Raw genomic sequence first — 23,980 nt, 5'->3', positions numbered from 1 at the left:
GGTTAGGCTAGCCTTACCTACCTCGCACCGCTAGCCTGGCGGCATGAGCGCTGTTCTGGTGATGGGCGCGACCGGAAAGGTCGGCCGGCACGTGGTGGCCCGCTTGCGGGAACTGGGGCACGCGGCGCGGCCCGTCTCCCGGTCCAGCCCGGTCCGCTTCGACTGGGCGGACCGTTCCACCTGGCAGCCCGCGCTCGCCGGGGCGGACACGCTGTACCTCAACGTATGGGGCGTGGTCGGCACGGCGGATCCCGCGGAGTTCACGGAACTGGCGGTGCGGTCGGGAGTCCGGCGGATCGTGGCATTGTCCGGCCGCGGCGACGACGGCGAGGACTACCTGCTGAAAACCCCGTACGGCCCCTGGGCGCAGGCGGTGATCGACGGCGAGCGCGCGGCCGGCGAGAGCGGCGCGGAATGGACGATCGTGCGCCCGTGCTGGTTCGCGCAGACCTTCGAGGAAGACCCGAAACTGTCCGAACTGCGCGACGGCGAAGTCGCGATCCCGGTCGGCGACGGCGCAGTGCCCTTCGTGGACGCCACCGACATCGCCGCGGTCGCCGTCGCCGCCCTCACCGAAGACGGGCATCAGGAGCAGACCTACGAACTTTCCGGACCGGAACCGCTGACGTTCCCGGAGGCGGTAGCCGAGATCGCGAGGTCGACCGGCCGGGAGATCAGGCAGATGCCGGTGGAGATACCGGAGTACGTGCGCCGCCTGATCGGCCGCGGCTACGACCGGGCGTCGGCGGAAATGCAGGCAGGCCCGTTCGAATGGCTGCACCGGGGGAAAACCGGCTTCCTCAGCGACGGCGTCCAGCGCGCGATCGGGCGCGAGCCGAGGGGTTTCGCCGACTACGCCAAGCGGGCGGCGGCGACGGGCGTGTGGTCCGCGGGCGCACCGAAGTGACCGCGGTTCCGTTCTAGCGCTCGGAAACCTTGCCCCCGTCGACTTCCAGCCGCCGCGTCACCGAAACCGCGTCCAGCATCCGGCGGTCGTGCGTCACCAGCAGCAGCGTGCCCGGGTAACTGTCCAAAGCGGACTCGAGCTGTTCGATCGCGGGCAGGTCCAGATGGTTGGTCGGCTCGTCCAGCACCAGCAGGTTGACGCCGCGCGCCTGCAGCAGCGCCAGCGCCGCCCGGGTGCGCTCGCCCGGCGAAAGCGTCGCGGCCGAGCGCAGCACGTGTGCGGCCTTGAGCCCGAATTTCGCCAGCAGGGTACGGACTTCCGCGTCGGCGAGCGACGGGACCTCCTGTGCGAACGCGTCCGCCAGCGGGAGGTCGCCGAGGAACAGCCTGCGGGCCTGGTCGACCTCGCCGACCACCACGCCCGGTCCGAGCGCGGCGTCGCCCTCGTCCAGCGGCAGCCGGCCCAGCAACGCCGCCAGCAGCGTGGATTTGCCCGCGCCGTTCGCCCCGGTGATGGCGACCTTGTCCGCCCAGTCGATCTGCAGGTCCACCGGCCCGAGCGTGAACTCGCCGCGCCGCACGACCGCGCCCCGCAGCGTCGCGACCACCGCGCCCGCGCGCGGAGCGGCCGCGATCTCCATCCGCAGCTCCCACTCCTTGCGGGGCTCCTCGACGACGTCGAGCCGCTCGATCATCCGGTCCGTCTGGCGCGCCTTCGAGGCTTGCTTCTCGGTGGCCTCGCTGCGGAATTTGCGGCCGACCTTGTCGTTGTCGGTCGCTTTGCGGCGGGCGTTCTTGACGCCTTTCTCCATCCACGCGCGCTGCATGCCCGCCCGGGCCTCCAGCGCCGCCCGGGTATTGGCATATTCCTCGTAGTCCTCGCGCGCGTGCCGCCGCGCGACCGCCCGTTCCTCCAAATAGGACTCGTACCCGCCGCCGTACGTCTTCACTTGCTGCTGCGCCAGGTCCAGTTCCACCACGCGGTCCACCGTGCGGGCCAGGAACTCGCGGTCGTGGCTCACCAGCACGGTTCCCCCGCGCAGCCCGGTGACGAACCGTTCCAGCCGGGCGAGCCCGTCGAGGTCGAGGTCGTTCGTCGGCTCGTCGAGCAGGAAGATGTCGTAGCGGCTGAGCAGCAGCGACGCCAGCCCGGCGCGCGCGGCCTGCCCGCCGGAGAGCGAAACCATCGGCTGGTCGAGGTCGACCGCCAGCCCGAGGTCCGCGGCGACCTCGCCGGCGCGGTCGTCCAGGTCGGCGCCGCCGAGCGCGAGCCAGCGGTCCAGCGCGGTGCCGTATGCGTCGTCGGCGCCGTCCTCGCCCGCGGTAAGCGCATCCGTCGCCGCGTCGAGTGCGGTTTGCGCGGCCGCGACCCCGGTGCGCCGCGAGAGGAAGGCGCGGACCGACTCGCCCTCGCGCCGCTCCGGTTCCTGCGGCAGGTGCCCGACGGTGGCGGTCGGCGGGTTCAGCCGGACCTCCCCGGATTCCGGGCGGGCCAGCCCGGCCAGCGTCCGGAGCAGGGTGGACTTCCCGGCGCCGTTGACGCCGACGAGCCCGATCACCTCGCCAGGGGCGACGACGAGATCGAGACCGGAGAAGAGGACGCGGTCACCGTGGCCCGCGGCCAGGTCCTTCGCGACGAGTGTGGCGCTCATATCGGAGCCGAGTTTACGGGGAGCCCGCGCGCAGCGTGCCGCGTGTCGGCTCCGTCACTCCGAGTGGGTACTCTGGGCGGGTTGCCGGGTCCAACAAGAGCAGTGAGGTCGGTGAAAAGCGATGGCGGAACCCGCCCCGGTCCCGTTCGGACAGGGGAAGCAGCGGGCTCCCCGGCCGACCGTCAGCAGGCGGCGCGAGGTGAGCCACGCCAGCGCGCGGTCGCTGCTGATGACCGTGCTGGGCGAGTACGTGCTGCCCCGCGACCGTCCGGTGTGGACGTCGATCCTGGTCGAATCGCTCGGCATGCTCGACATCGAGGAGAAGTCCGCGCGCCAGGCGCTGGCCCGGTCCGCGGGCGAGGGCTGGCTGGTGTCGGAGCGCATCGGCCGCCGCGTCCGGTGGTCGCTGACCCCGCCGGGGCGGCGGCTGCTGACCGAGGGCGCCGAGCGCATATACGCCTTCGGCCGCGACGCGCACGCCTGGGAAAACCGCTGGCTGATGCTGATCGTCTCGGTGCCGGAGGCGAAACGCGACCTGCGCCACCGCCTCCGCACCCGCCTCACCTGGGCCGGTTTCGGTTCGCCGGTGGCGGGCGTCTGGGTGAGCCCCGATCCGAGCCGCGAGCCCGAGGCGCAGAAGATCGTCGCGGAACTCGGCCTCGAAGCGCAGGCCATGTCCTTCACCGCGGAGTACGGCGCGATCGGCGACCAGGAAAGCATGGTCGCGCGGTCGTGGGACCTCTCCGAGCTGACCGACCGGTACGAGGACTTCATCGACCGCTTCACCGGCGTGTCGCCCTCGGGCGCGCAGGCGGTTCTGCGCGCGCAGACCGAACTGGTGCACGAGTGGCGGCGTTTCCCGTTCCTCGACCCGCAGCTGCCAGCGGAGCTGCTGCCCGCGAGCTGGAGCGGAGCCAAGGCAGCCGAACTGTTCCACCGCAAACACGTGGAATGGCGGCCGGCCGCGCAGGCGTATTGGGACGAACTCACCGCGAACGAGGAGCAAGCATGACGAGGCTGGAACGCGACGGCGGGCTCGCCGTGCTCACCATCGACGAACCGCCGCTCAACCTGTACACGAAGCCGCTGCAGGACGCGCTCTTCGCCGCGATCGGCTCGCTGGAGGAAACCCCAGCCCGAGCCCTCCTGATCCGCGCCGAAGGCCGCGTCGTGAGCGGCGGTGTCGATGTCGCGCTCTTCGACGCTCAGTCTTCTGCGGCGGAAGCCAAAGTGCTGTTCGACGAGATGCTCAGCCTCCCGGATCGCCTTGCCGCACTGCCGTTCCCGACCGTCTTCGCCGCCCACGGCCTCTGCCTGACGTGGGCTTTCGAGGTCGCGATGGCCTGCGATCTGCTGCTGGCGTCCTCCCGCGCGAAGTTCGGCCTGGTCGAGAAGGTCGTCGGCCTGACCCCCACCATGGGCGGCACCCAACGCCTAGCCGCCCGGGCCGGGGTCGCCCGCGCGAAGGAGTTCGTCTTCACCGGCACTCCTTTCGACGCCGCCACGCTGGAGCAGTGGAACGTCGTCAACCGGGTCCTGCCGGACGAGGGCTTCGACGAGGCAGCACGGGAATTCACGCGGCAACTCGCCGAGGGACCGACGCAGGCTCATGCCGCCACGAAGCAGATCCTGGCGCACTTCGAGCACGGCGGGGTGCCGGAGGCGAACGAGCACGTGACTGCCATCGCGGCAGAGCTGTACAACACCGAGGACTTGCGGGGCGCGGTGAAGTCGTTCCTCGCTGAGGGCCCCGGGAAGGCTCGGTTCAGCGGCCGCTGATGCGGCTTCGCTGCCCCCTGTGCTGGGGTCGGTTTTTAAGCCGGTTTGCGCAGGTCAGGAGATAAAGGAGACCTCGTTGCAGGGGCGGTTGGAGGACCCGCTAGAGTAGTCGCATCGCACTTCACGAGGGGTTCCTCGGGGAGTGAGGAGTCCGGGCTGTGGCGCAGTTTGGTAGCGCACTTGACTGGGGGTCAAGGGGTCGCAGGTTCAAATCCTGTCAGCCCGACCGGACGAACAAGCCGCTTGGCTTGGGTGAAAACCCAGGTCGGGCGGCTTTTTTGCTTCGGGGACTTGGTCTTGCCCACGACGTCCCAAGCAGCCGCTTGGGGACCAGATGGGACCCCGCCGCGTCCGATGTGGAGGGTGATCCGGCCTCTCCCCCGATCAATGGGAAAAGCGGGTTGCGGGCCGGATAGCATTCCCGGGTGTCGGATGTGGGGGACGAACCTTTCGGCTGGGCCAATGATCCGTCGGTGGTCATGGTGTGCCTGACCTTCGTCCGGGATGCATCCCTGGACGAGATCTTCAGGGTGCTCGCCGCGCAGCCGTTCGGGACAGTGGCCACGCCCTTCTCGTTGGGCGACTTGACAGACAGCACCAACAGCGGCATTCGCATCGCGCAGGACGGTCAGTGGGCGGTGGTCGTCGAGCTGGAATCCCTGGCGGCTACCAAATCGGAGATCCTCGCCGCGCTGTCCCGCGGGCGTGAGGTCGTGCAGGTTTTTCGCACCGGATCGGGGATGGAGAACTTCAGCTACTGGCGCGACGGTGAACAGTGGTGCCAGTTCGACCCGATCAATCCCTCCGTCCGGACAGGAAGCCGCCCCGACAGTCTGGTCGCCGAGATGCGGGCCTGCGGCATCTCCCCCGACGGCGGGGCGATGGTGGAGGGCGCTGGGCTGCACAGGCTGGCTGCGACGCTGACCGGCCTGGTCGCAGACACGGCGCTCGTGCTCGATGCCGCGCTTCCGGCCGGAGCGATTCCCCGGCGACGTCGCAGGCAGCTGCCGGACGGTCCATGATTGAGAACCACGGCCAGACTGGCTTCGTGGACAACAACATCGACCTCGACGCCGCCGAGCAGCAGATCGCACAACGGCGCGTCGGCTGGCGCAGGCTCGGCATTGTCGCGGGCGAGACCACCTGGCGGGAGTGCGACGGATGGCCGCACCGGATCACGACTGATCGCGCGACGGCCGCCGACGCCGATTCGATCGGTGTCGAGCTCGCCAAAGGCACGCAGCTGGGAATCATCGTGCTGTTCGCCGGCGGCTGGGCGGACTTCATGTTCTATAACGGCGTCGACGACGGCACCGGCATCGTGGAGGCGCCCGGGTGGAACGATCCGCTTGACGTCGACAGATTCGGCCAGCTCCTTGATCGGCTCACCAAGCTGTTCTCGTAGCTGCGCACCTGGTGCCAAGCCGGAGAACAAAAGAGCTCGCCTGACGTCAACCGCGGGCGAGCAGTGCGTACGCGGTGGAAGCGGCCTGCCGAAGGAGGCTCGCGTCCGAGCGGGCGCGGGCCAGGACGTAGCCACCCTGGACTACTGACAGCACCATCGTCGCCAGCTCCGCCGCCGGGAGGTCGGCCCGTACGGCACCGGCTTCCTGAGCGTCTTGGATCGCGGGCTCGAGCAGTTCGGCGACCCGGCGGAAGGCCTCGCCGATGGGCTCGATCAGGCGTGGGTCGTCGAGCACCGCGCGGTCGTACGTGAGACCGCCGATCTTGCATCCGGCGAGCGCGTCTCGCTCGTCCAGCAGGTAGCGGCGCAATCGGACTAGACCGGGTTCCGGTCCGGTGAGGGTGGCTTCCGCGGCTGCGACGACGGCGCTCGCGTTCGCGGCGATCGCGGCGGCTCCCAGGTCGGTCTTCGCCGGGAAGTGGTGGTAGAAGCTGCCCTGGCCGACCCCGCTGGCGGCCATCACCTGGCGCGGGCTCGTCGCCGTGTAGCCGGACTGCCAGATCAGCTCCGCGCCCGTCTCGATCAGCTTCGTGCGGTTGTCGCTCACGCTCCAAGCATACCTACCTCTAGGTATGGTGGCTGCATGAGCGAGGAAATCACGCCGGACCGGCACCGTTTCGCGATCGGCACGGTCGGAGGGCCCACCGCGGTGCTCGACTACGGCGGGCTGCGGTTCGTGACCGATCCGACCTTCGATCCGCCCGGCGATTACGGCGCGTACCGCAAGACCGAGGGCCCGGCGGTTTCGCCCGCCGCGTTGGGCAGCGTCGACGCGGTTCTGCTCAGCCAAGACCTCCATTGGGACAATTTCGACCGCGAGGGCCGGGTTTTCGCCCGGCGCGCTCCCTTGATCGTCACGGGCAGGCAGAGTGCCGAGCGCCTCGGGGCTCCGGCGATCGGGCTCGGCGATTTCGAGGTGCACGGGATAGCGGAGGTGCGCGTGCACGTGGTTCCGGCGCAGCACGGACCCCTCGACGGCGAGCGCGACGACGCCGGCAACATCAACACCGAAGTCCACGGGTTCGTCCTCGAATCCGCCGGGCTGCCCACGGTGTACGTCAGCGGCGACAACGCGGGCATCGGGCCGGTCAAGGCGATCGGGGCCGCGTTTCCCCGGATCGACGTCGCGGTTCTGCACGCCGGGGCCGCGCGGGTGCCGGGCAAGAACGCGGGGAGGGCGCTGACGCTCACCTCGGCCCGGGCCGCCGACGTGGCCGCGTTGCTCGACGTCGGCCAGGTCGTCGCGGTCCATCACGAGGGCTGGTCCGTCTACAGCGAGAATTTCGCTGATCTGGAGCGCGAGTTCGCCGAAGCCGGGATCCGGTCTCGTCTGGTTCCGACGAAACCCGGCCGGTGGGCGCTCCGGCACGAAGGGGTTTCGTCCTGACCGAAAGCCGAGCTGGGTTCAGTGCTCGTCTGCGACGCGCTGCGCCCGGGCGGAGAGTTCGGTCTTGCGGATTTTGCCCGTCGCGGTCATCGGGAACTCGCCGACGACCTCCACCAGCGGCACTTTGTACGGCGCCATCGCGGTTTTCGCCCACGTGCGCAGGTCTGAGGCGGTCACCGACGCGTCCGGGGCGAGGCTCACGAAGGCCACCGGCACCTGTCCCGATTCCGGATGCTCCGCGGGCACGACCGCGGCGGTGCGGACCGCGGGGTGCCGGGACAGCAGGAGTTCCACCTCGGCCGGGAACACGCTCATCCCTTTGACCTTGATCAAGTCCTTGTCCCGCCCCAGATAGTGCAGGCAGCCGTTCTCGTCGAGACGGCCGTTGTCGCCGGTGTGCAGCCAGCCGCCGGTCAACTGCGCGGCCGTCGCGTCGGGGCGGTTCCAGTAACCGGTCATCACCGACGGGCTGCGCACCACGATCTCCCCCGCTTCGCCGAGCGGAAGCGGGTCGAGCGTGCCGAAGCGGACCACGGCGAGGTCTGTGCCGGGCATCGGGACACCGCAGAACACTGGCTCCGCCAACAGGTCCTGGTCCTCGTCCGCCATGCCGTACGGCGTCGCGTCGAAGGTGTGCGTCTCAGTCATCCCGTACGCCGCTTCGCAAAGGACCGAATGTGCGCCGACGGCCTCGCGCCACGCCGCGCGCACGTCCTGGGTCAGCTTGCGCACGAACGAAACCGCCATCGGCATCTTGAGACTGGACAGGTCGCGGGCCGCGAGGTCGGGGCGCTCCAGGAGTTCGAGGTAGTTCTCCACCGTGCCGACCATGGACGTCACGCCGTGCCGTTCGATCGCCGTCAGCGCGGCCTCCGCGTCCCACCGGGTCATCAGCACCGACGTGCCGCCGAGGACGATCGGGTTCAGGATTCCCAGATCCTCGCCGGCGATCCAGAAAACCGGCAGGTAGCACAACGGCACGTACCCGGTCTCCACGGTGTGTCCGGTCGCCGCCACGGCCGTCGCCGCGGTGTAGAGCATGTGCCGCTGCGTGTGCTGGCAGCCCTTGGGCAGGCCGGTCGTCCCGCCGGTGTAGTTCAAGGCCGCCAACGCGTCCAGGTCGGCCGGGTGCTCCGGCGCGGGCGGGTGCGCGGCCGCTTCCGCCCAGGCGGTGGCGGCGAAACCGGTGGGCAGCACCGGGGAACCGCCTGCCGCCGACAACTCCCCCAGCGCCGTCACGAGCACCTGCCGCACCCGCGTCTCCGGCAGCGCGGCCGCCACGACCGGCAGCACGGTGTCGACCGCGACCAGGACCGTCGCGCCGCTGTCGGCGAGTTCGTAGACGAGTTCCTCCCGCTGGAACATCGGGTTCACCGGCACGTGCACCGCGCCGAGCCGCAGAACCGCCAGCATCGCCACGGTGAACTGCGGGCAGTTCGGCAGGTCCACCGCCACCCGGTCCCCTGCCCGCACGCCCGCGGCGGCCAGCCATCCGGCGACCCGGGCGACCAGGCCGGCGAGCTCGCGGTAGTCGATCGTCCGTCCTTCGTAGACGATCGCGGGCTGGTCGGGCCGTTCCCGCGCCCAGTGGTCGACGTGCCCGGGAATGCTCAGTTCGCCGAGCGGCAGCACGAGGCGGTCCGGAGTGTTCGCCGGCCGTACCCGGGCCTGGCGAGCGCGGACGTCGTCGAGATAGGTCTCGAGGTCCATGTGAGACTCCTTCGTCACCACGTGTCGATGCGCTTGCGGGGACCGGCGGTGCGCTCGCGCGGCAGCGTCCGGGTGATCCAGGCGCGGGTGTCGGCCGGGTCGATCACGTCGTCCATTTCGAACACGGTCGCCGCGGCCAGCGCCTTGCCGCGGCGGTAGCTCTCGGCGAGCAGCCGGTCGAACTCGCGCTGTTTCTCGGCGTGGTCGGAGATCGCGTCGAGTTCGCGGCGGTAGCCCAGCCGCACCGCGCCCTCCAGGCCCATCCCGCCGACCTCGCCGGTCGGCCACGCGACCATCGCCTCGGGCACCCGGAACCCGCCGCCCGCCATGGCCATCGCGCCGAGCCCGTACGCCTTGCGCAGCACCACGCCCACCATCGGCACGTCCAGATGCGCGCCCTCGACGAACATCCGGCCGAACCGGCGCACGGTCGCGGTCCGCTCGGCGTCCGGGCCGACCATGAACCCCGGCGTGTCCACCAGCGACACGACCGGGAGCCCGTGCGCGTCGCACAGCTGCAGGAACCGGGCGGCCTTGTCCGCGGCGTCGGCGTCGATCGCGCCGCCGAGGTGGCGCGGGTTGTTGGCCAGCAACCCCATCGGCCTGCCCTCGATGCGCACCAGCGCCGTGACGACGCCCGCCCCGAAACCGCGGCGCAGCTCCAGCACCGAATCCTCGTCGGCCAGCAGCTCGATCGCGCGCCGCACGTTGTAGACCCGGACCCGGTTTTCCGGCACCACGTGCCGCAACCGGCGCTGGTCCGCGACTGTCCATTCGCGACGGTCGCCCTGGAAGTACGAGAGGTACCGCCGCGCCAGCTCCACCGCCTCGGCCTCGTCCGCGGCGACCAGATCGAGCACGCCGTTGGGTTCCTGCACCGAAACCGGGCCGATCTCCTCCGGCCGGTGCGTGCCGAGGCCACCGCCCTCGATCATCGCCGGGCCGCCCATGCCGACGTTCGCGTCCGCGGTCGCGATCACCACGTCGCACACCCCGAGCAGCGCCGCGTTCCCGGCGAAGCAGCGGCCGGACGCGATGCCGACGGTCGGCACCAGCCCGTTGAGCCTGCCCATCGCGGCGAACGTGCCGAGGTCGAGCCCGCCTGCCGTCACCACGTCGGTGTCGCCCGGCCGCCCGCCGCCGCCCTCGGCGAACAGCACGAGCGGAAGCCGTTGCCGCGCAGCGAGATCCAGCATGCGGTCGGTCTTCTCGTGGTTCATGAAACCCTGGGTGCCGGCGAGCACGGTGTAGTCGTAGGAGAGCACGACGCAGCGCGCGTCGGCGGTGTGCTCGGCGTTGACCGTGCCGATTCCCGCGACCAGGCCGTCCGCCGGGGTGGCGGCGATCAGGTCCGCTTCGGTGCGGCGCTGGCGTTGCGCGGCGATCACGAGCGCGCCGTACTCCAGGAAACTGCCGTCGTCGCACAGATCCGCGATGTTCTCCCGCGCGGTCCGGTGCCCGGTGCGCCGACGCTTCGCCACGGCTTCCGGACGTGCCTCGTCGAGACCGACCCGGTGCCGCTCCAGCACTTCTTCGAGGTCCGGCCGCACGTGCGCGGGGTCCGGTTCGGCCGGTCCGCTGCTCGCCCCGTGCTGGTCGGCGTCCGCAGTCAGTTCCACGAGCGGCTGCCCGGGCCGGGCGAGGTCCCCGACTCCGATGTGGACAGACCGCACCACGCCCGCGACCGGCGCCGCGAGCACGTGTTCCATCTTCATCGCTTCGAGCACCACGACCGGGTCGCCAGCCGCGACGCGAGCGCCTGACTCGGCGACGAAGACCACCGAACCGGCGAAGTCGGCCGCGATCCCGTCGCCTTCCGCCGCGGCCGGACGGTGTTCCGGCACCAGCTCGGCGAGGTGTTCGTCCACAAAGGACGTGGTCGCCGATCCCTGCCGGACTTCCTCGCGGGACAACAGTTCCCGGAGGAAGTCCGCGTTCGTGCCCGGTCCGTCGACCCGCACCTCCGCCAGCGCCGAACGGGCGGCGTCGATCGCCGCGGGCAGGTCCGCCGAAGGAACGTGCGTGACGATTTTCGCCAGCAGCGAGTCGTACGTCGTGGTCGCGACCGCGCCGGCGTGCGCGGCGGTGTCGACCCGCACCCCCGGTCCGCCCGGCAGGTCCAGGGCCTCGATCCGCCCGGCCGTGGCGTGCGCGGTGCCGTCCGGCCGCAGTTCCTCCAGGTTGACCCGGCACTGCACGGCCGTCCCGCGCGCGGGCGGGACGGCCTCCTGAGCGAGCCCGAGTTCCGCGAGCGTCGCGCCCGCCGCGATCCGCAGCTGGGCGACCACCAGGTCCAGTCCCGTGATCGCCTCGGTGACGGTGTGCTCGACCTGGATCCGCGGGTTCGCCTCCAGGAACGCGAACCGCGCGGGATCGTCCGCGTCGACCAGGAATTCGACGGTGCACAACCCGCGATAGGACACCGCGGCGGTCATCCTCGTCGCCGCGTCGCGCAGGCGCGCCCGGCACTCTTCGGGCACCGTGCGGGCGGGCGCGACCTCGACCACCTTCTGGTGGCGGCGCTGCAGGCTGCACTCGCGGTCCCACACGTGGCTGACCGAGCCCGTGCCGTCGCCGACGATCTGCACCTCGACATGCCGCGCCCTCGGCACCAGCTCCTCCACGAACACGGTGTCGTCGCCGAATGCCCGCAACGCCTCCGACCGGCACCGCTCGATCGCCCCCGGCAGTTCGGCCGCGTCGACGACTCGCCGGATCCCGCGTCCCCCGCCGCCCGCGACGGCCTTGACCATCACCCCGCGGCCCGCGCCGAGGCTCGCGAGGAACGCGCCAGCCTCGGCGACGTCCGAGGTCGAGCGGAGCACCGGCACACCGAGCTTCTCCGCCAGCCGCCGCGCGTCCGCCTTGTCTCCGAACGTCCGCAGCACCGCCGCGTCCGGCCCGGCGAACCGGACCCCGCGCGCCGCGCACAGCTCCGCCAGCGCGGCGCTTTCGGACAGGAAGCCGTAACCCGGGTGCAGCAGCTCGCAGCCCGTGCGTTCGGCGGCCGACACGAGCTGGTCCGCGTCGAGATACGGCCGGTCCCCGGCGAGCACCACGACCTCGTCGGCCAGCCGGTGCACCGGGCCGTCGGGCTCCTCTGCGGCTTTGACGGCCACCGCCCGCCAGCCGAGAGCGCGGGCGGCGCGCAGGACGCGAAGGGCGATCTCGCCGCGGTTGGCGATGAGGACGGAAGGCAAGGGCTGCTCCTTCGGGACGTGAGCCGCCCTCATCCTGCGTTGACATTGACGTCAACGTCAATAGGTATGCTGGCGCCCATGGCATCCGGAACCTGGGCCGTGCGCGAGAAGCTCGACCGCGCCGACAGCGCGACCCGGCACGTGCTGCTGGCCGCCGCCCGCCGCGTCTTCGAGACAAAGGGCTTCGCGCTGGCCACCGTCGCGGACATCACCCGCGAGGCCGGCGTCGGGCGCGCCACGTTCTACGTGTACTTCGCGGCCAAGGAGGAGGTTTTCGCGGTGCTCGCGCGCCAGGTGCGCGACCAGCTGGTGCAGGCGCAGGAGCTGACCGGCCTCGACCCGGACGACCCGTGGGCGGTGGCGGCGGCCACCACCACCGCGTACCTCGACGCGTACGCGGAAAACCTGTCCTTCCTGACCGTCCTCGACCACCAGGCGATCGCGGACCCGGCGATGGCCGAACTGCGCGAGGAGATCCACGAGCTGCCCACGAAACGGGGCGGCCGCTACATCCGGCGGCTCGCCGAGCGAGGGCTGGCCGACCCGGCCGCCGACCCGGAGACGGTCTCGCTCGGCGGCGGCGGTCTCGTCGCGGTCCTCGCCCCCGTGCTGGCCCGGCACCCCGAACGCCGGGACCGGATCCTCGCCGATCTCACCCGGATGTACCTGCGGCTGCTGGGGCTGCCGCCGGAGAAGCCCGCCGGCCGGAGCTGACCCCGCCGCCGCGAAGCTTCTGTCATCTCGGCGCGCCGGATGCTAAACAGGACCTCCCTGGTTTCACCGCCGCTTTACCCGGTGCGCCCGGTCCGGGGTCCTGGGCGCACCGCCGAGAAAGGGTTGCCATGCCTGTGAAGCGCATCTTCACCTCCACAATGGCCACCGGGCTCGCCGCCGTCTGCGCACTGGCCGCGGCGCCCGCTGCCTCGGCGAGACCGGCGCCGCCGCCGACTCCGGTAGCGCAGGGTTCCGGAGGCGCGGTCGTCTCCGACACCGTCGAGTCCACCCAGGCCGGGATCGACGTGCTGCGCCGGGGCGGCACCGCAGCGGACGCCGCGGTCGCCGTCGCCGCGACGCTCGGCGTGACCGACCCGTACGTCGCCGGGCTCGGCGGCGGCGGGTACTTCGTCTACTACGACGCCCGCACCAAGACCGTGTCCACCATCGACGGGCGCGAGACCACACCCGCGGGCGACTCGTCGTCGATGTTCATCGACCCGGCCACCGGCAAGCCGTACGCCTTCGAGACCGCTGTCGAGAGCGGCCGGTCCGTCGGCGTGCCGGGAATGCTCGCCACCTGGCAGCGTGCGCTGCAGCGCTGGGGCAAGTTCAGTCTCGCGGACAACCTCAAGCCCGCGGAAAAGGTCGCGCAGCGCGGGTTCGTAGTCACGCCGGAGTTCGAGCGGCAGACGCAGTCCGTGGCGGCGAAGCTGGGCCACTTCTCCCCCAGCGCCCAGCTGTTCCTGCCCGGCGGAGCCGCCCCGAAGGCCGGTTCCGTGCTGCGCAACCCCGATCTCGCCGCGACCTACCGGCAGATCGCGCGCGAGGGCATCGGCGCGTTCTACGGCGGCTCGGTCGGCCGCGATCTCGTGCGCACGGTGCAGAACCCGCCGGCCGCGCCGGGCACCGCGACCCCGCTGACCGGCCCGATGCAGCTGTCCGACCTGCGCGCTTACCGAGCGCTCGACGGCACGCCGACGCACATCAACTACCGCGGCTACGACGTGTACGGCATGGCGCCGTCGTCCAGCGGCGGCATCACCGTCGGCGAATCGCTGAACATTCTCGGCAACTTCCCGATGTCCACAATGGACCAGACCCAGGCGCTGCACCACTACCTGGAGGCGAGCCGGCTCGCTTTCGCCGACCGCAACCGGTACATCGGCGACTCGCGCTACGTCAACGTGCCGCAGCAGCAACTGCTCTCCAAGCAGTTCGCCGCGACCCGCGCGTGCCTGATCGACCCGGCCAAGGCGGGGTCGAGCCCAGTCGCGCCGGGCGACCCGTACGCGACCGGTTCGGGCTGCGCCACCGCTCCGGCTGCGTCCTCGGACAGCAATGAGCAGCACACGAACCACTTCGTCGTCACCGACAAGCAGGGCAACATCGTGTCCTACACCAACACGATCGAGCAGCTGGCCGGCAGCGGGATCACCGTGCCGGGACGCGGTTTCCTGCTGAACAACGAGCTCACCGACTTCAACTTCGCCCCGACGCAGGGTTCGGCGCCCGACCCGAACCTGCCCGCGCCGGGCAAGCGGCCGCGGTCGAGCATGTCGCCGACGATCGTGCTGCACGACGGCAAGCCCTTCCTCGCGGTCGGTTCGCCGGGCGGCGCGACGATCATCACGACCGTCCTGCAGATCCTGGTCAACCGGCTCGACCTCGGCATGACCCTGCCGGACGCGATCGCCGCCCCGCGCGCCTCCCAGCGCAACGCGGCGACCACGGACGCCGAACCGGGATTCCTCGCCCTGCCCGTGGTGAAGGGTCTCGAGGCGCTGGGGCAGCAGTTCAAGAACGCCGGCAGCATCGGCGTGGCGGCGGGGATCGAATTCCTGCCGCACGGACAGCTGCTGGCCGCCGGGGAACCGGCACGGCGCGGCGGCACTTCCGCGGCCGTGGTGAACGGGAAGCACTGACGCCTGGACGGCCCGCCGCCTTTCCGGGCGGCGGGCCGTCTCGATCGGCGTTGCCGCTCCCCGTGCTGAGCCGCGGCAGACCGCGACGGGTTCGCGCTCACACGGGAAGCAGCGATGGACGTTTCGCGCTGCGGCCGTCCCCGGAAGACCTGCCGAGCAACCGCCGGACCAGCCAAGGGCCGAGAAACTCCGCCAGCCACCGGAGTTCCGCGCCGACCGTGCGCCACACCGGTTCGCGGACGGCGGGCGGCAGCGGGGCGCTCCAGCTGTCGTCGCTGCCGGGGAGGCCGAGGCTGTGCGCGACGGCCGCCGTGATGCGGGCGTGTCCGATCGGGTTGGCGTGCAAGCGATCCGCGCACCAGAGGCGTGGGTCGCTGGCGACCTCGTGCCGGTCGCAGTCCACGACTGTTACCCCGTATCGGGTTGCCGCGGAACGGATCCGGCGGTTGAGATCAGCGACTCGCGGGCGCAACGGCGCGGCGATCGGCGCGATTCGGCCGAGGTCGGGGAAGGCGAGGGTGACCACTTCGGCGCCCGCGGCGGTGAGTGCGGCGAACATGGCCGTCAGGTGCGCTTCCACGGCGCCGGCGTCGTAGCCGGGGCGGAGCACGTCGTTCATTCCGGCGACCACGGTGGCCAGCGTCGGCCGCAGAGCCAGGGCCGGAGCGAGCTGTTCGGCACGCACCTGGCCCGCGAGGCGTCCGCGGACGGCGAGGTTGGCGTACTCCACCCGCTCGCCGGTCGCGGCGAGATGCTGGGCGAACCGGTCCGCCCAGCCGCGGTGGCCAGTGGCCTCGTCGCCGTCCCCGATGCCCTCGGTCTGGCTGTCGCCCAAGGCCACGTAACGGATGGTCACGCACCGGCCTCCTGTTTGATCTGCTCGAACCGGGCGGCCATCGCTTCGCTCAGCGCCGTCGCCGCGGAGAGCGGGCGCACCATGACCACGAAGTCGTCGATCAGCCCGTTGTCGTCGGTGTGCAGGAAATCGCAGCCGTTGATCTCCTTGTCCCCCACCTTCGCAGTGAAGACCAGGGCATGGTCGTGCCCGTCGGCGCTGGAGATCTCCCGGACGTAGCGGAAGTCGGCGAAAACCCGGCTCACGGCGCGCAGGATGGCCGAGGTGACCGGCTTGCCTGGGTACGGCCGGTACGCGACCGGGCTGGTGAAGGTCACGTCGTCGGCGAGCAGGGCTTCCACGGCGGTGTGGTCGCCGCTTTCGACGGCCTTGCGGAACGGGTGCACGCTGCCTCCTACTAACTTTGTTGATTAGGTGCAGCCGAGATTAATCACCGGGGTGTTACCGTGTCCAGGTGTCCTTGAAGTTCGCGATCCTCGCCGCTCTGCTGGAGGGCGAGTTCTCCGGTTACGACCTGGCCAAGTCGTTCGACGCGTCGGTCGCCAACTTCTGGCAGACGACCCCGCAGCAGCTCTACCGCGAACTCGAACGGCTCTCGACCGAGGGCATGATCGCGCCGCGCGTCGTCGAGCAGGAGCGCCGGCCGAACAAGCGCGTGTTCCGCCTTACGCCCGCCGGGCGGCGCGCGCTGCACGAGTTCACCGCGACGCCGGTCCAGCCCACCACGATCCGGGACGACCTCCTGGTCAAGGTGCAGGGAAGCGACGCGGGCGACGCCGAAGCCGTGATCGCCGCCGTCGAGGAGCGCATGGAGTGGAGCCGCGCCAAGCTCGCCCGGTTCGAGCGGCTGCGCGAGCGCATGCTGGACGGCCGGCCGGAAAGCGACTATCTGCGCGAGAACGACCGCGTCGGGCCTTATCTGACGTTGCTGCGCGGAATCTCGTTCGAGAAGGAGAACCTGCGGTGGGGCGAGCACGCCGCGCGGATCCTCCGGCAGCGCGCCGAATCGGGCGTTTCCAGGCCTGCCTAGCGCGAAGGTGGCGGAACCGTCCTGGGTGACGTATACCCGTGCGGTGACGGGTACGACGGTGGGGCTGTTGCATCCGGGCCGGATGGGTTCGGCGATCGCGGCGCAACTGATCGCGGGCGGGCATCGGGTGTTGTGGTGCCCGGCCGGGCGGTCGGCGGGAACCGCGCGCCGAGCCGAGGAGACCGGGCTGACCGCGGTGGAGACGATTCCCCAGCTCCTCGAACGGAGCGCGGTCGTGTTCTCGATCTGCCCGCCCGCCGCGGCCGAGGAGGTCGCCGGATGTCTCGGGGACTACCGCGGCATCTGCGTCGAGGCGAACGCGATCAGTCCGCATCGGACGGTCGCGATCGCCGGCCGGGTCCGCGCGACCGTGGTGGACGGATCGATCATCGGTCCTCCCCCGGACGAGCGCTCGACCGCCCGCGTCTACCTGTCCGGCCCGGACGAAGCCGTCGAACTGGTGCGGGGACTGCTGGCCGGGAGCAGGGCCGAACCGGTGCCGCTGGGCGGACGGATCGGCGCGGCGAGCGCGGTGAAGATGGCCTACGGATCGTTCCAGAAGGCCTCGCGTGCGCTGGCCGCGGTCAGCCATGCGATCGCCGACGACTACGGCGTCGGCGACCACCTGCTCAAGGAAGCGAACGCCTTCGGCGGCAACGCACTGGCGGACACCGACGGGCTGCCTTCCGCGGCCGCGCGGGCCTGGCGATGGGCGCCGGAAATGCTGGAGGTCGCCGAAACCGCACGGGCGCTCGGTCTCCCGGACGCCCTCGCCACCGGCGCGGCCGAGGTGATGTCGCGCTGGGCGGACGACAAGGACGACTTCGGCCTCGACCTTCCGGCCACGCTGCGCCGCCTGCACCGCGAGTGACCGGGCCGGGCCGCGCTCTCGCCCGGCGATGCCGCGAGACCGAGGCTTAGCTTGCGCCCGCAGTCCACACGCGACTGACGGGGATTCTTGGCGGCCCGGGCGTCACCCGCGAGCACCCCGCGGCCGATGCCGCGGTCGCCCGTCCCGAGTGACCGCGGCCACTCGACCCGCGCCTTGCCAGACCCCAGTTGATCTGTTGTGCTTAGCCTTACCTAATCATCCGGACCGGCAAAGGGGTGTCGTCGGCGATGTACGCATGTGTCTGCGCGGCTGTGACGATGCCGCAGGTCGAGGCCGCCGTCATGGCCGGAGCCCGCAGCGTCGAGGAGATCGGCGAGCGCTGCGCCGCCGGGACCGGCTGCGGAACCTGTCACGAACGGCTGAACCGGATCCTTCTCGAGCGCGCCGCACCGCAGGACCTCGCGCACAGCGCCTGACCGGCACGTTCCGCTCCGGTTGTGAGGCGCATCACGCGTGGGTAGCATCCGGACCGGTCGAGGCCGGAGGTGCGGACGATGCAAGGCGACGACGAAGTTCTCGCGCTGCTCAACGAGCAGCTGACCAGCGAGCTGACCGCGATCAACCAGTACTTCCTGCACGCCCGCATGCAGGCGAACTGGGGATTCACGAAGCTGGCCGCGCAAACCCGCGCCGAGTCGATCGAGGAAATGCACCACGCCGAATGGCTGACCGACCGCATCCTGCTCCTCGGCGGTCTCCCGAACTACCAGCGGCTCCTGCCGATCAACGTCGGCCAGACGATCCCCGAGATGTTCTCCTCGGACCTCGCGATCGAAATCGACGTGCTCGACCGGCTCCGGCCCGGCATCCCGATGTGCCGCGCCCACGGCGACGCGGGCAGTGCGAACCTGCTCGAGAAGATCCTTCTCGACGAGGAGCATCACGTCGATTACCTGGAAACGCAGCTGGAGCTGATCGACAAACTCGGCGAGCAGCTGTATCTGGCGCAGCTCGTGGATCAACCGCCCACCGCGGGCTGACCTCCGCCCGGGTAACGAAACACCGCGGCACGGCGACTCACTGTCACAGAATCCGGCCATCGAGACCGAAAAAGTCCTCGACGGAGGCATTCTTCCTGACCCCGCGGAAGACCGCGACAAATGACCGCCGGGCCTGAACCGGCGGACAGCGCGAAGAAATCCGGGCCCCGTCATCGCGAGCCTGATAGACAAAGAGATCGGCAACGCGCGCGCGAACGCGAGTTCCCTGCAGGTCCGCGGACTGGCGGTGATCAGTTCTTCCGGAAGGCTGGTCACGCTGCTTTTCGGGCTCTCCGCGCTGTCGACGAAAGCCCCGAACTTCGTGCCCCCGGAGGCGGTCAAGCTTCCGCTGTACCTGGCGGCCGCACTGCTGGTGCTCGCCGCGGCCGCCGGAATCTTCACTAATGCGCCCCGAAGAAGCGACGCGATCGCGCTGAAAAACCTCACGCCGTTGATCGCCGAGGACCGCTACTGGAACGCGCCGTGGATTTACGCGGAAAGGGAAGTCGCCAAAACCCGGCTCACGGTGCCGCAGAACTCGCCAGCGATCAACATCAGCACCGCGCGGACCCTGCTCGTCGCGATCGTTCTCGAGATCGCCGGGGTCGCGTGCGTCACCTGGGCCGTCACGAGCCTCGTATCGGCCTGAGCTCCGCGGGCGGGTCGTGCGCCCGGTCAGCCCTGGGTTTCCGCCGGGAAGCCGTGCCTGCGGGCGGCCACGACGACCACGATCACCGGCAGCATCAGCAGCAGCACGGCCCACGGGAACGAGCCGCTGCCCGCGAGGCCGAGCAGCACCCCGCCGACGACGCCGCCCGCCGCCATGGCGACGTTCCACAGGGTCACGAGCATCGCCTGTGCGGCGTCGGCGGATTCGCCGCCCGCCTCCCCCGCCGCGGTCTGCAGCAGGGTGGGCACGCCGCCCCAGCCGAGGCCCCAGAGCACCGCCGACGCGTAGATCAGCACCGGATCGTGCGCGATGGTGGCCAGCAGCAGCGCGGCCGCGGCGACGAGCAGCGAGCTGACGATGGTCAGCAGCCGCAGCCGCCGGTGGATCTGCGCGCCGACGAGCCAGATGCTCGCGATCGAGGCGATGCCGAAGGCGAGCAGGACGAGGTCGGTGCTTCCGCCCATGCCGAGCCCGGCGAGGAAGGTGGCGATGTAGGCGTACAGGATCGTGTGCGCCAGCACGAAAACCAGCGTCACGAACAGCACCGGGACGACCCCGGGCACCCGCAGTGTCGGCAGCAGCTTCGGCCGCTCGCCGCTGCGGTGGCCAGGGAAGTCCGGCACTGCGGCGGCGATCCAGACCAGCAGCAGTGCCGTCAAGGCGGTCATGGCGAGGAACGCGGTGCGCCAGCCCGCGGCCTGGCCGAGGAAGGTCCCGGCGGGCACGCCGAGGCACAGCGCGACCGGGATGCCCGCCATCGCGATCGCGATCGCCCGGCCCTGCAAATGGGCGGGGACCATCCGCCGCGCGTACCCGGCGAGCAGCGCCCAGGCCAGCCCGGCGGCGACTCCCGCGACGAACCGCGCGACCATCGTCGGGAAGTACTCGGACGACACCGCCGTAACCGTGTTGGCGACGGCGAACCCGGTCATCGCGGTCAGCAGCAGCGGTTTCCTTCGCCAGCCCGCGGTGGCTCCGGAGAGCGGGATCGCGGTCAGGACGGTGCCGAGCGCGTAGATCGTGACAGTCTGGCCGGTCGCGGACTCGCTCACACCCAGCGAACCGCTCATCGCGGGAAGCAGGCCGGCGGGCAAGGTTTCGGTGAGGCTCGTGATGAACACGGCGGTGGCGAGGGCGAACAGCGCGAACAGCGGAAACCGCGGTCCGGCCGGGTCTTCTCCCGCTGCGGTCTCCACAGTGGATTCTGGTGTGGTGCTCATGCTCCGGCTTCTCTTCTGGAAGTGACTGCTGGTGGAGGTCGCTTCCGGGTCCGGTCGTCGGACTGTTCCTTCCGCGCCCCGGCGACCACTCTGCGGACGGGGGCTTCGGGATTGCTTACGATCGGCTGACGGCGATCTGACGACAGCGCGGGGGCGACGGATGCGGTTCGGGGTTCTCGGCCCGCTGGCGGTGTGGGACGACGCGGGGGAACCGGTCGCCGTGCCCGAGGCCAAGGTCCGCAGGCTGCTCGCGGTGTTGCTGGCCAGCGACGGCGGGCCGGTCTCCGCCGACCGGCTCCTGTACGACCTGTGGGGCACTGAGCTGCCGGGCAAGCCCCTCGGCGCGCTGCAGGCGAAAGTGTCCCAGCTGCGCCGAGTCGTCGGCCGGGACCGGCTGGAACGCCAGCCCGCCGGGTACCGGCTGCGGATCGAGCACACCGAAGACCTCGACGCCCGGCGGTTCCGCGAACTCGTCGCCAAGGCCCGCTCGACGCCGGACCCGCGCAGCCGGGTGGCGCTGCTCACCGAGGCGCTGGAGTTGTGGCGAGGCGCGGCGTACGCGGACTTCGCGGACGAGGATTTCGCGCGGGCGGACGCGCACCGGCTGACCGAGCAGCGGCTGACCGCGGCGGAGGAACGGGCGAAAGCCTGGCTCGAAACGGGAGAGCACGCCGCCGCTGCCGACGAACTCGCGGTCCTCGTGCCCGCGCACCCGCTGCGGGAAAGCTTGCGCGGGGTGCAGATGCGAGCCCTGTACCTGAGCGGGCGGCAGGGCGACGCGCTCGCGTCCTACGCGGAACTGCGCGAACGTCTTGCCGAGGAGCTGGGCGTCGACCCCGGCCGGGAGTTGCGCGCCCTGCACGAAGCGATGCTCCGGCAGGATCCTGGGCTCGCCGCCGGACCGCAGCCGCACGGCAACCTGCCCACCGCGCTCGCCGCCTCCGCACCGCAGCTGCACGGCAACCTGCCCACCGGGCTCGCCGCCACCGGACCGCAGCCGCACGGCGACCTGCCCGGCCCGCACGCCGCCACCGCACCGCAGCCGCACAGCACCCCGCCCGGCCCGCACGCCGCCACCGCACCGCAGCCGCATGGCACCCTGCCCAACGCACTCACCCCGCTCGCCGCCGCGCCGCGCCCGCACAGCAACCTGCCCAGCGCGCTCACCTCGCTCATCGGCCGGGAGCAGGCGCTCGCGCAGCTAAGCGGCCTGCTGGGCACGACGCGGCTCGTCACCCTCACCGGTCCCGGCGGGGTCGGCAAGTCGCGCCTGGCCGTCGCGGCCGCAGCCGAAGCCGCGGCGGAATTCCCGGACGGCGTCCGGCTGGTCGAGTTCGCCGGGGTGCGCGACGGGACGGCCGACGATCTCGCCGAAGTTGCCGCAGCCGCGTTCGGCATCCGCGACGGCTCCTCCGCGACACCGCCAAGCACCGGGGCCGCCGCACCGACGCGGCGTCTCGCGGCCGCACTGCGCGACCGGCGTGCGCTGCTCGTGCTGGACAACTGCGAGCACGTGGTCGACGCCGCCGCCGAACTCACCGAACTGCTCCTGCACTCCGCACCTGGACTGCGAATTCTGGCCACCAGCCAGGAACCTCTCGGCCTCCCGGGCGAAGGCGTCTTCGCCGTGGAACCGCTGCCGACGACGGAAGCGGTGAGGCTGTTCGTCGAACGGGCCGCCGCGTCCGCGCCCGGTTTTCCCCGGCAGCCGGAAGATTGCGCGCCCGCCGATCTCGAGGCCGTCACCGAAATCTGCCGTCGGCTCGACGGCATCCCGCTCGCGCTCGAACTCGCCGCCACCCGCGTCCGCGGCCTCGGCGTCCGCGAGCTGGCGACGCGGCTCAGCGACCGGTTTTCGATCCTGACCCGGGGAAAGCGCGGTGCCCCGGCCCGGCAGCAGACTCTGCGCGCGGTGATCGACTGGAGCTGGGAGCTCCTGAGCGCCCCGGAGCGGATCGTGTTGCGGCGACTGGCCGTCCACCGCGACGGCTGCGGCCTGGAAGCCGCCGAAGCGGTGTGCGCGGGAGACGGCGTCCGGCACGAGGAGGTGCTCGACCTCGTGACGCGGCTCATGGACCGTTCTCTCGTCGTCGTCGCGAACGGGCCCGCCGGAATCCGCTACCGGCTCCTGGAATCGGTCGCCGCCTACGCCGCCGAACGCCTCCACGAAACGTCGGACGCTGCCGAAACCCGCATCCGGCACCTGCGCCACTATCTGGCTCTTGCCGAGCGAGCCGAGCCCCGGTTGCGCGGCAACGAACAGCGAACCTGGCTCACGCGTCTGGACGCCGAAGCCGGGAACATGCGCGCGGCACTGGACGAGGCGGTCCGCGCGAGCGCCACGGAGGAGGCCGTCCGGCTGGCGACGGCGCTCTCGTGGTGGTGGCTGCTTCGTGGCCGTCTCGCCGAAGGCCGCCGCGCCCTCTCGACCGTTCTCAACGCGGTATCTCCGGACGCGGAACTCGCTGTGCTGCACCACGCTTTCGCCCTGCTGACCGGCGATCAAGCCGCCGCCCCTGCCGACGCCGCGGCCATTCGCGACCCGATCCGCCGCGGTCGTGCGCTGTGGCTGCGGGCCTACAGCCTGTTCAGCGTCGGCGACGCGACAGCCAGTGCCGAAACGAATGCCCTCGCCCTCGATCTGTTCACCGCCGAGGAAGACCAGTGGGGCGTCGCCGCGGCGCTGGGCTTGCGGGCCATGCTCGCATTGGTCCGCGGCGACCTCGCCAGTCTCGGCCGCGACGGCGTCCGCAGCGCCGCGCTCTTCCGCGCTCTCGGCGACCGCTGGGGCGAAATGCAGACCATTCCACCGTTGGCCGCCCTCGCCGAGATCAAGGGCGACTACCAGGACGCGGCGGACCGTCAGCACGCCGGCCTCGCGATCGCCCGCGAACTGGACCTGCAGGCGGAGGTGGCCGCCCGGCTGTCCGGCCTCGGCAGGCTCGCGCTGCTGGAGCGCGACTGGGAACGCGCTCGCGACCTGCACCAGCAGGCGCACCGCATCGCCGTCGAACACGGCTACACCTACGGCCAGATCCACGCCAAGATGGGCCTCGCCCTCGGCGCGCGCCGCTCCGGCGACCTCGACACCGCCGAGAAGCACCTACACCACATCCGCGACAGCTACGCCGGCCTGTCCTCCTTGGCCGGGGACCATTTGCTGTACGCGGAACTCGGATTCGTCGCCGAACTCCGTGGCGATGCCGGGCAGGCAACGGCTTTTCATCTCCGGAGCCTGGACATCGCCCGGACGCTCGACGAACCGCGTGCGCTGGCGCTGTCCTTGGAAGGCTTGGCGGGAGCGGCCGCCCGGAAGGGCACCGCCGAATGCGCCGCACTGCTGCTGGGCACCGCCGACGCCGCCCGCCGCCGGGTCGACGCGCCGCTCCCCCGCGCCGAACGCGGCGACACGGACCGCATTACCGCGGCCGCACAAGCGATCCTTTCGGAATCCGGCTTCGCCGAGGCGTTCCAGCGTGGCGCGGGGTTGTCCGTCGAAGCCGCGATCGCGGCGGGAACAGCTGAGTGCGCGAATTCCGCGCGGATGCGGAACTGCCCGGCAGGATAAAGTGCAGTCGGAGCGAGGGGGGCGTG

General features: G+C 71.2%; 21 protein-coding genes and 1 tRNA gene. 15 read left to right on the top strand and 7 right to left on the bottom strand.

What is annotated here, in order from left to right:
- The first annotated feature begins 43 nt into the window (after nt 1–43).
- Nucleotides 44–907 (top strand): NAD(P)H-binding protein, encoded by an 864-nt coding sequence (locus WA670_RS13040; RefSeq protein WP_336157829.1) that lies wholly within the window; start codon nt 44–46, stop codon nt 905–907.
- A gap of 13 nt (nt 908–920) precedes the next feature.
- Here WA670_RS13040 and WA670_RS13035 read toward each other — a convergent pair whose 3' ends face one another.
- On the bottom strand, nt 921–2,558 hold the full coding sequence (locus WA670_RS13035; RefSeq protein WP_336157828.1) for an ABC-F family ATP-binding cassette domain-containing protein: 1,638 nt from the start codon (nt 2,556–2,558) through the stop codon (nt 921–923).
- A gap of 121 nt (nt 2,559–2,679) precedes the next feature.
- On the opposite strand from WA670_RS13035, the gene WA670_RS13030 reads away from it, so the two are divergent.
- The 5 genes from WA670_RS13030 to WA670_RS13010 all read left to right on the top strand — a co-directional run bounded on the left by WA670_RS13030 (nt 2,680) and on the right by WA670_RS13010 (nt 5,742).
- Nucleotides 2,680–3,570, top strand: coding sequence for a PaaX family transcriptional regulator (locus WA670_RS13030; RefSeq protein ID WP_078870119.1), 891 nt, complete (start codon nt 2,680–2,682; stop codon nt 3,568–3,570).
- On the top strand, nt 3,567–4,337 hold the full coding sequence (locus WA670_RS13025; RefSeq protein ID WP_336157827.1) for an enoyl-CoA hydratase/isomerase family protein: 771 nt from the start codon (nt 3,567–3,569) through the stop codon (nt 4,335–4,337). The genes WA670_RS13030 and WA670_RS13025 overlap by 4 nt, the downstream gene beginning before the upstream one ends.
- A gap of 152 nt (nt 4,338–4,489) precedes the next feature.
- A tRNA-Pro gene (locus WA670_RS13020) sits at nt 4,490–4,563 on the top strand.
- Nucleotides 4,564–4,762: 199 nt separating this feature from the next.
- The gene (locus WA670_RS13015) at nt 4,763–5,359 is read left to right on the top strand and encodes a DUF6461 domain-containing protein (RefSeq protein WP_336157826.1); all 597 of its coding nucleotides are present in this window, start codon (nt 4,763–4,765) and stop codon (nt 5,357–5,359) included.
- Nucleotides 5,356–5,742, top strand: coding sequence for a hypothetical protein (locus tag WA670_RS13010; RefSeq protein ID WP_336157825.1), 387 nt, complete (start codon nt 5,356–5,358; stop codon nt 5,740–5,742). The genes WA670_RS13015 and WA670_RS13010 overlap by 4 nt, the downstream gene beginning before the upstream one ends.
- Nucleotides 5,743–5,788: 46 nt before the next feature.
- Here WA670_RS13010 and WA670_RS13005 read toward each other — a convergent pair whose 3' ends face one another.
- On the bottom strand, nt 5,789–6,349 hold the full coding sequence (locus WA670_RS13005) for a TetR/AcrR family transcriptional regulator (RefSeq protein ID WP_336157824.1): 561 nt from the start codon (nt 6,347–6,349) through the stop codon (nt 5,789–5,791).
- 36 nt (nt 6,350–6,385) lie between these two features.
- Between WA670_RS13005 and WA670_RS13000 the strand changes: the two genes are divergently transcribed.
- Nucleotides 6,386–7,189 carry an MBL fold metallo-hydrolase gene (locus WA670_RS13000; RefSeq protein ID WP_336157823.1) on the top strand — a complete coding sequence of 268 codons (804 nt, stop codon included), beginning with the start codon at nt 6,386–6,388 and terminating at the stop codon, nt 7,187–7,189.
- 18 nt (nt 7,190–7,207) lie between these two features.
- Here the strand turns inward: WA670_RS13000 and WA670_RS12995 are convergent, their stop codons facing one another.
- A complete protein-coding gene (locus WA670_RS12995; protein WP_238605870.1) occupies nt 7,208–8,899 on the bottom strand; it encodes an AMP-binding protein in 1,692 nt (563 codons plus the stop codon).
- 14 nt (nt 8,900–8,913) lie between these two features.
- Nucleotides 8,914–12,099 carry an acetyl-CoA carboxylase family protein gene (locus tag WA670_RS12990; protein WP_336157822.1) on the bottom strand — a complete coding sequence of 1,062 codons (3,186 nt, stop codon included), beginning with the start codon at nt 12,097–12,099 and terminating at the stop codon, nt 8,914–8,916.
- 78 nt (nt 12,100–12,177) lie between these two features.
- Here WA670_RS12990 and WA670_RS12985 point away from each other — a divergent pair, with 78 nt between their 5' ends.
- Nucleotides 12,178–12,813 (top strand): TetR/AcrR family transcriptional regulator, encoded by a 636-nt coding sequence (locus tag WA670_RS12985; protein ID WP_238605868.1) that lies wholly within the window; start codon nt 12,178–12,180, stop codon nt 12,811–12,813.
- A 128-nt stretch (nt 12,814–12,941) separates the two neighbouring features.
- Entirely contained in the window at nt 12,942–14,738 is a 1,797-nt protein-coding gene (ggt, locus tag WA670_RS12980) for a gamma-glutamyltransferase (RefSeq protein ID WP_037811565.1), read from the top strand.
- A 97-nt stretch (nt 14,739–14,835) separates the two neighbouring features.
- Here the strand turns inward: ggt and WA670_RS12975 are convergent, their stop codons facing one another.
- On the bottom strand, nt 14,836–15,594 hold the full coding sequence (locus WA670_RS12975; protein ID WP_336157821.1) for an SGNH/GDSL hydrolase family protein: 759 nt from the start codon (nt 15,592–15,594) through the stop codon (nt 14,836–14,838).
- A complete protein-coding gene (locus WA670_RS12970) occupies nt 15,591–15,980 on the bottom strand; it encodes a nuclear transport factor 2 family protein (RefSeq protein ID WP_037811563.1) in 390 nt (129 codons plus the stop codon). Before WA670_RS12970 ends, WA670_RS12975 begins: the two co-directional genes overlap by 4 nt.
- A gap of 68 nt (nt 15,981–16,048) precedes the next feature.
- Between WA670_RS12970 and WA670_RS12965 the strand changes: the two genes are divergently transcribed.
- The 5 genes from WA670_RS12965 (at nt 16,049) to WA670_RS12945 (ending at nt 19,145) form a co-directional block, all read left to right on the top strand.
- Entirely contained in the window at nt 16,049–16,624 is a 576-nt protein-coding gene (locus WA670_RS12965) for a PadR family transcriptional regulator (protein ID WP_037811562.1), read from the top strand.
- Between the two features lie 43 nt (nt 16,625–16,667).
- The gene (locus WA670_RS12960; RefSeq protein ID WP_275292007.1) at nt 16,668–17,495 is read left to right on the top strand and encodes a DUF1932 domain-containing protein; all 828 of its coding nucleotides are present in this window, start codon (nt 16,668–16,670) and stop codon (nt 17,493–17,495) included.
- Between the two features lie 248 nt (nt 17,496–17,743).
- Complete coding sequence (locus WA670_RS12955) at nt 17,744–17,932, top strand: (2Fe-2S)-binding protein (RefSeq protein ID WP_037717597.1); 189 nt, start codon at nt 17,744–17,746, stop codon at nt 17,930–17,932.
- A gap of 78 nt (nt 17,933–18,010) precedes the next feature.
- Complete coding sequence (gene bfr, locus WA670_RS12950) at nt 18,011–18,496, top strand: bacterioferritin (RefSeq protein ID WP_037811561.1); 486 nt, start codon at nt 18,011–18,013, stop codon at nt 18,494–18,496.
- 247 nt (nt 18,497–18,743) lie between these two features.
- A complete protein-coding gene (locus WA670_RS12945; RefSeq protein WP_336157819.1) occupies nt 18,744–19,145 on the top strand; it encodes a hypothetical protein in 402 nt (133 codons plus the stop codon).
- A 26-nt stretch (nt 19,146–19,171) separates the two neighbouring features.
- On the opposite strand, the gene WA670_RS12940 is transcribed toward WA670_RS12945, so the two are convergent.
- Nucleotides 19,172–20,386: an MFS transporter gene (locus tag WA670_RS12940; RefSeq protein WP_336157818.1), complete on the bottom strand. Its 1,215-nt coding sequence runs from the start codon at nt 20,384–20,386 to the stop codon at nt 19,172–19,174.
- 160 nt (nt 20,387–20,546) lie between these two features.
- Here WA670_RS12940 and WA670_RS12935 point away from each other — a divergent pair, with 160 nt between their 5' ends.
- Nucleotides 20,547–23,954 (top strand): AfsR/SARP family transcriptional regulator, encoded by a 3,408-nt coding sequence (locus tag WA670_RS12935; RefSeq protein ID WP_336157817.1) that lies wholly within the window; start codon nt 20,547–20,549, stop codon nt 23,952–23,954.
- The last annotated feature ends 26 nt before the right edge of the window (nt 23,955–23,980 follow it).

The organism is Amycolatopsis sp. VC5-11 (genome assembly GCF_037034185.1).
Taxonomy (GTDB): Bacteria; Actinomycetota; Actinomycetes; order Mycobacteriales; family Pseudonocardiaceae; genus Amycolatopsis; species Amycolatopsis nivea.
Note: the sequence above shows the minus strand (reverse complement) of the source record. Positions and strands in the feature narration are given on the sequence as shown.

What these genes read in the sequence shown, in the direction of transcription:
- WA670_RS13040 (WP_336157829.1), top strand. Translation starts at nt 44, where the DNA reads ATGAGCGCTGTTCTGGTGATGGGCGCGACCGGAAAGGTCGGCCGGCAC.
- WA670_RS13035 (WP_336157828.1), bottom strand. Translation starts at nt 2,558, where the DNA reads ATGAGCGCCACACTCGTCGCGAAGGACCTGGCCGCGGGCCACGGTGAC.
- WA670_RS13030 (WP_078870119.1), top strand. Translation starts at nt 2,680, where the DNA reads ATGGCGGAACCCGCCCCGGTCCCGTTCGGACAGGGGAAGCAGCGGGCT.
- WA670_RS13025 (WP_336157827.1), top strand. Translation starts at nt 3,567, where the DNA reads ATGACGAGGCTGGAACGCGACGGCGGGCTCGCCGTGCTCACCATCGAC.
- WA670_RS13010 (WP_336157825.1), top strand. Translation starts at nt 5,356, where the DNA reads ATGATTGAGAACCACGGCCAGACTGGCTTCGTGGACAACAACATCGAC.
- WA670_RS13000 (WP_336157823.1), top strand. Translation starts at nt 6,386, where the DNA reads ATGAGCGAGGAAATCACGCCGGACCGGCACCGTTTCGCGATCGGCACG.
- WA670_RS12995 (WP_238605870.1), bottom strand. Translation starts at nt 8,899, where the DNA reads ATGGACCTCGAGACCTATCTCGACGACGTCCGCGCTCGCCAGGCCCGG.
- WA670_RS12985 (WP_238605868.1), top strand. Translation starts at nt 12,178, where the DNA reads ATGGCATCCGGAACCTGGGCCGTGCGCGAGAAGCTCGACCGCGCCGAC.
- ggt (WP_037811565.1), top strand. Translation starts at nt 12,942, where the DNA reads ATGCCTGTGAAGCGCATCTTCACCTCCACAATGGCCACCGGGCTCGCC.
- WA670_RS12955 (WP_037717597.1), top strand. Translation starts at nt 17,744, where the DNA reads ATGTACGCATGTGTCTGCGCGGCTGTGACGATGCCGCAGGTCGAGGCC.
- bfr (WP_037811561.1), top strand. Translation starts at nt 18,011, where the DNA reads ATGCAAGGCGACGACGAAGTTCTCGCGCTGCTCAACGAGCAGCTGACC.
- WA670_RS12940 (WP_336157818.1), bottom strand. Translation starts at nt 20,386, where the DNA reads ATGAGCACCACACCAGAATCCACTGTGGAGACCGCAGCGGGAGAAGAC.
- WA670_RS12935 (WP_336157817.1), top strand. Translation starts at nt 20,547, where the DNA reads ATGCGGTTCGGGGTTCTCGGCCCGCTGGCGGTGTGGGACGACGCGGGG.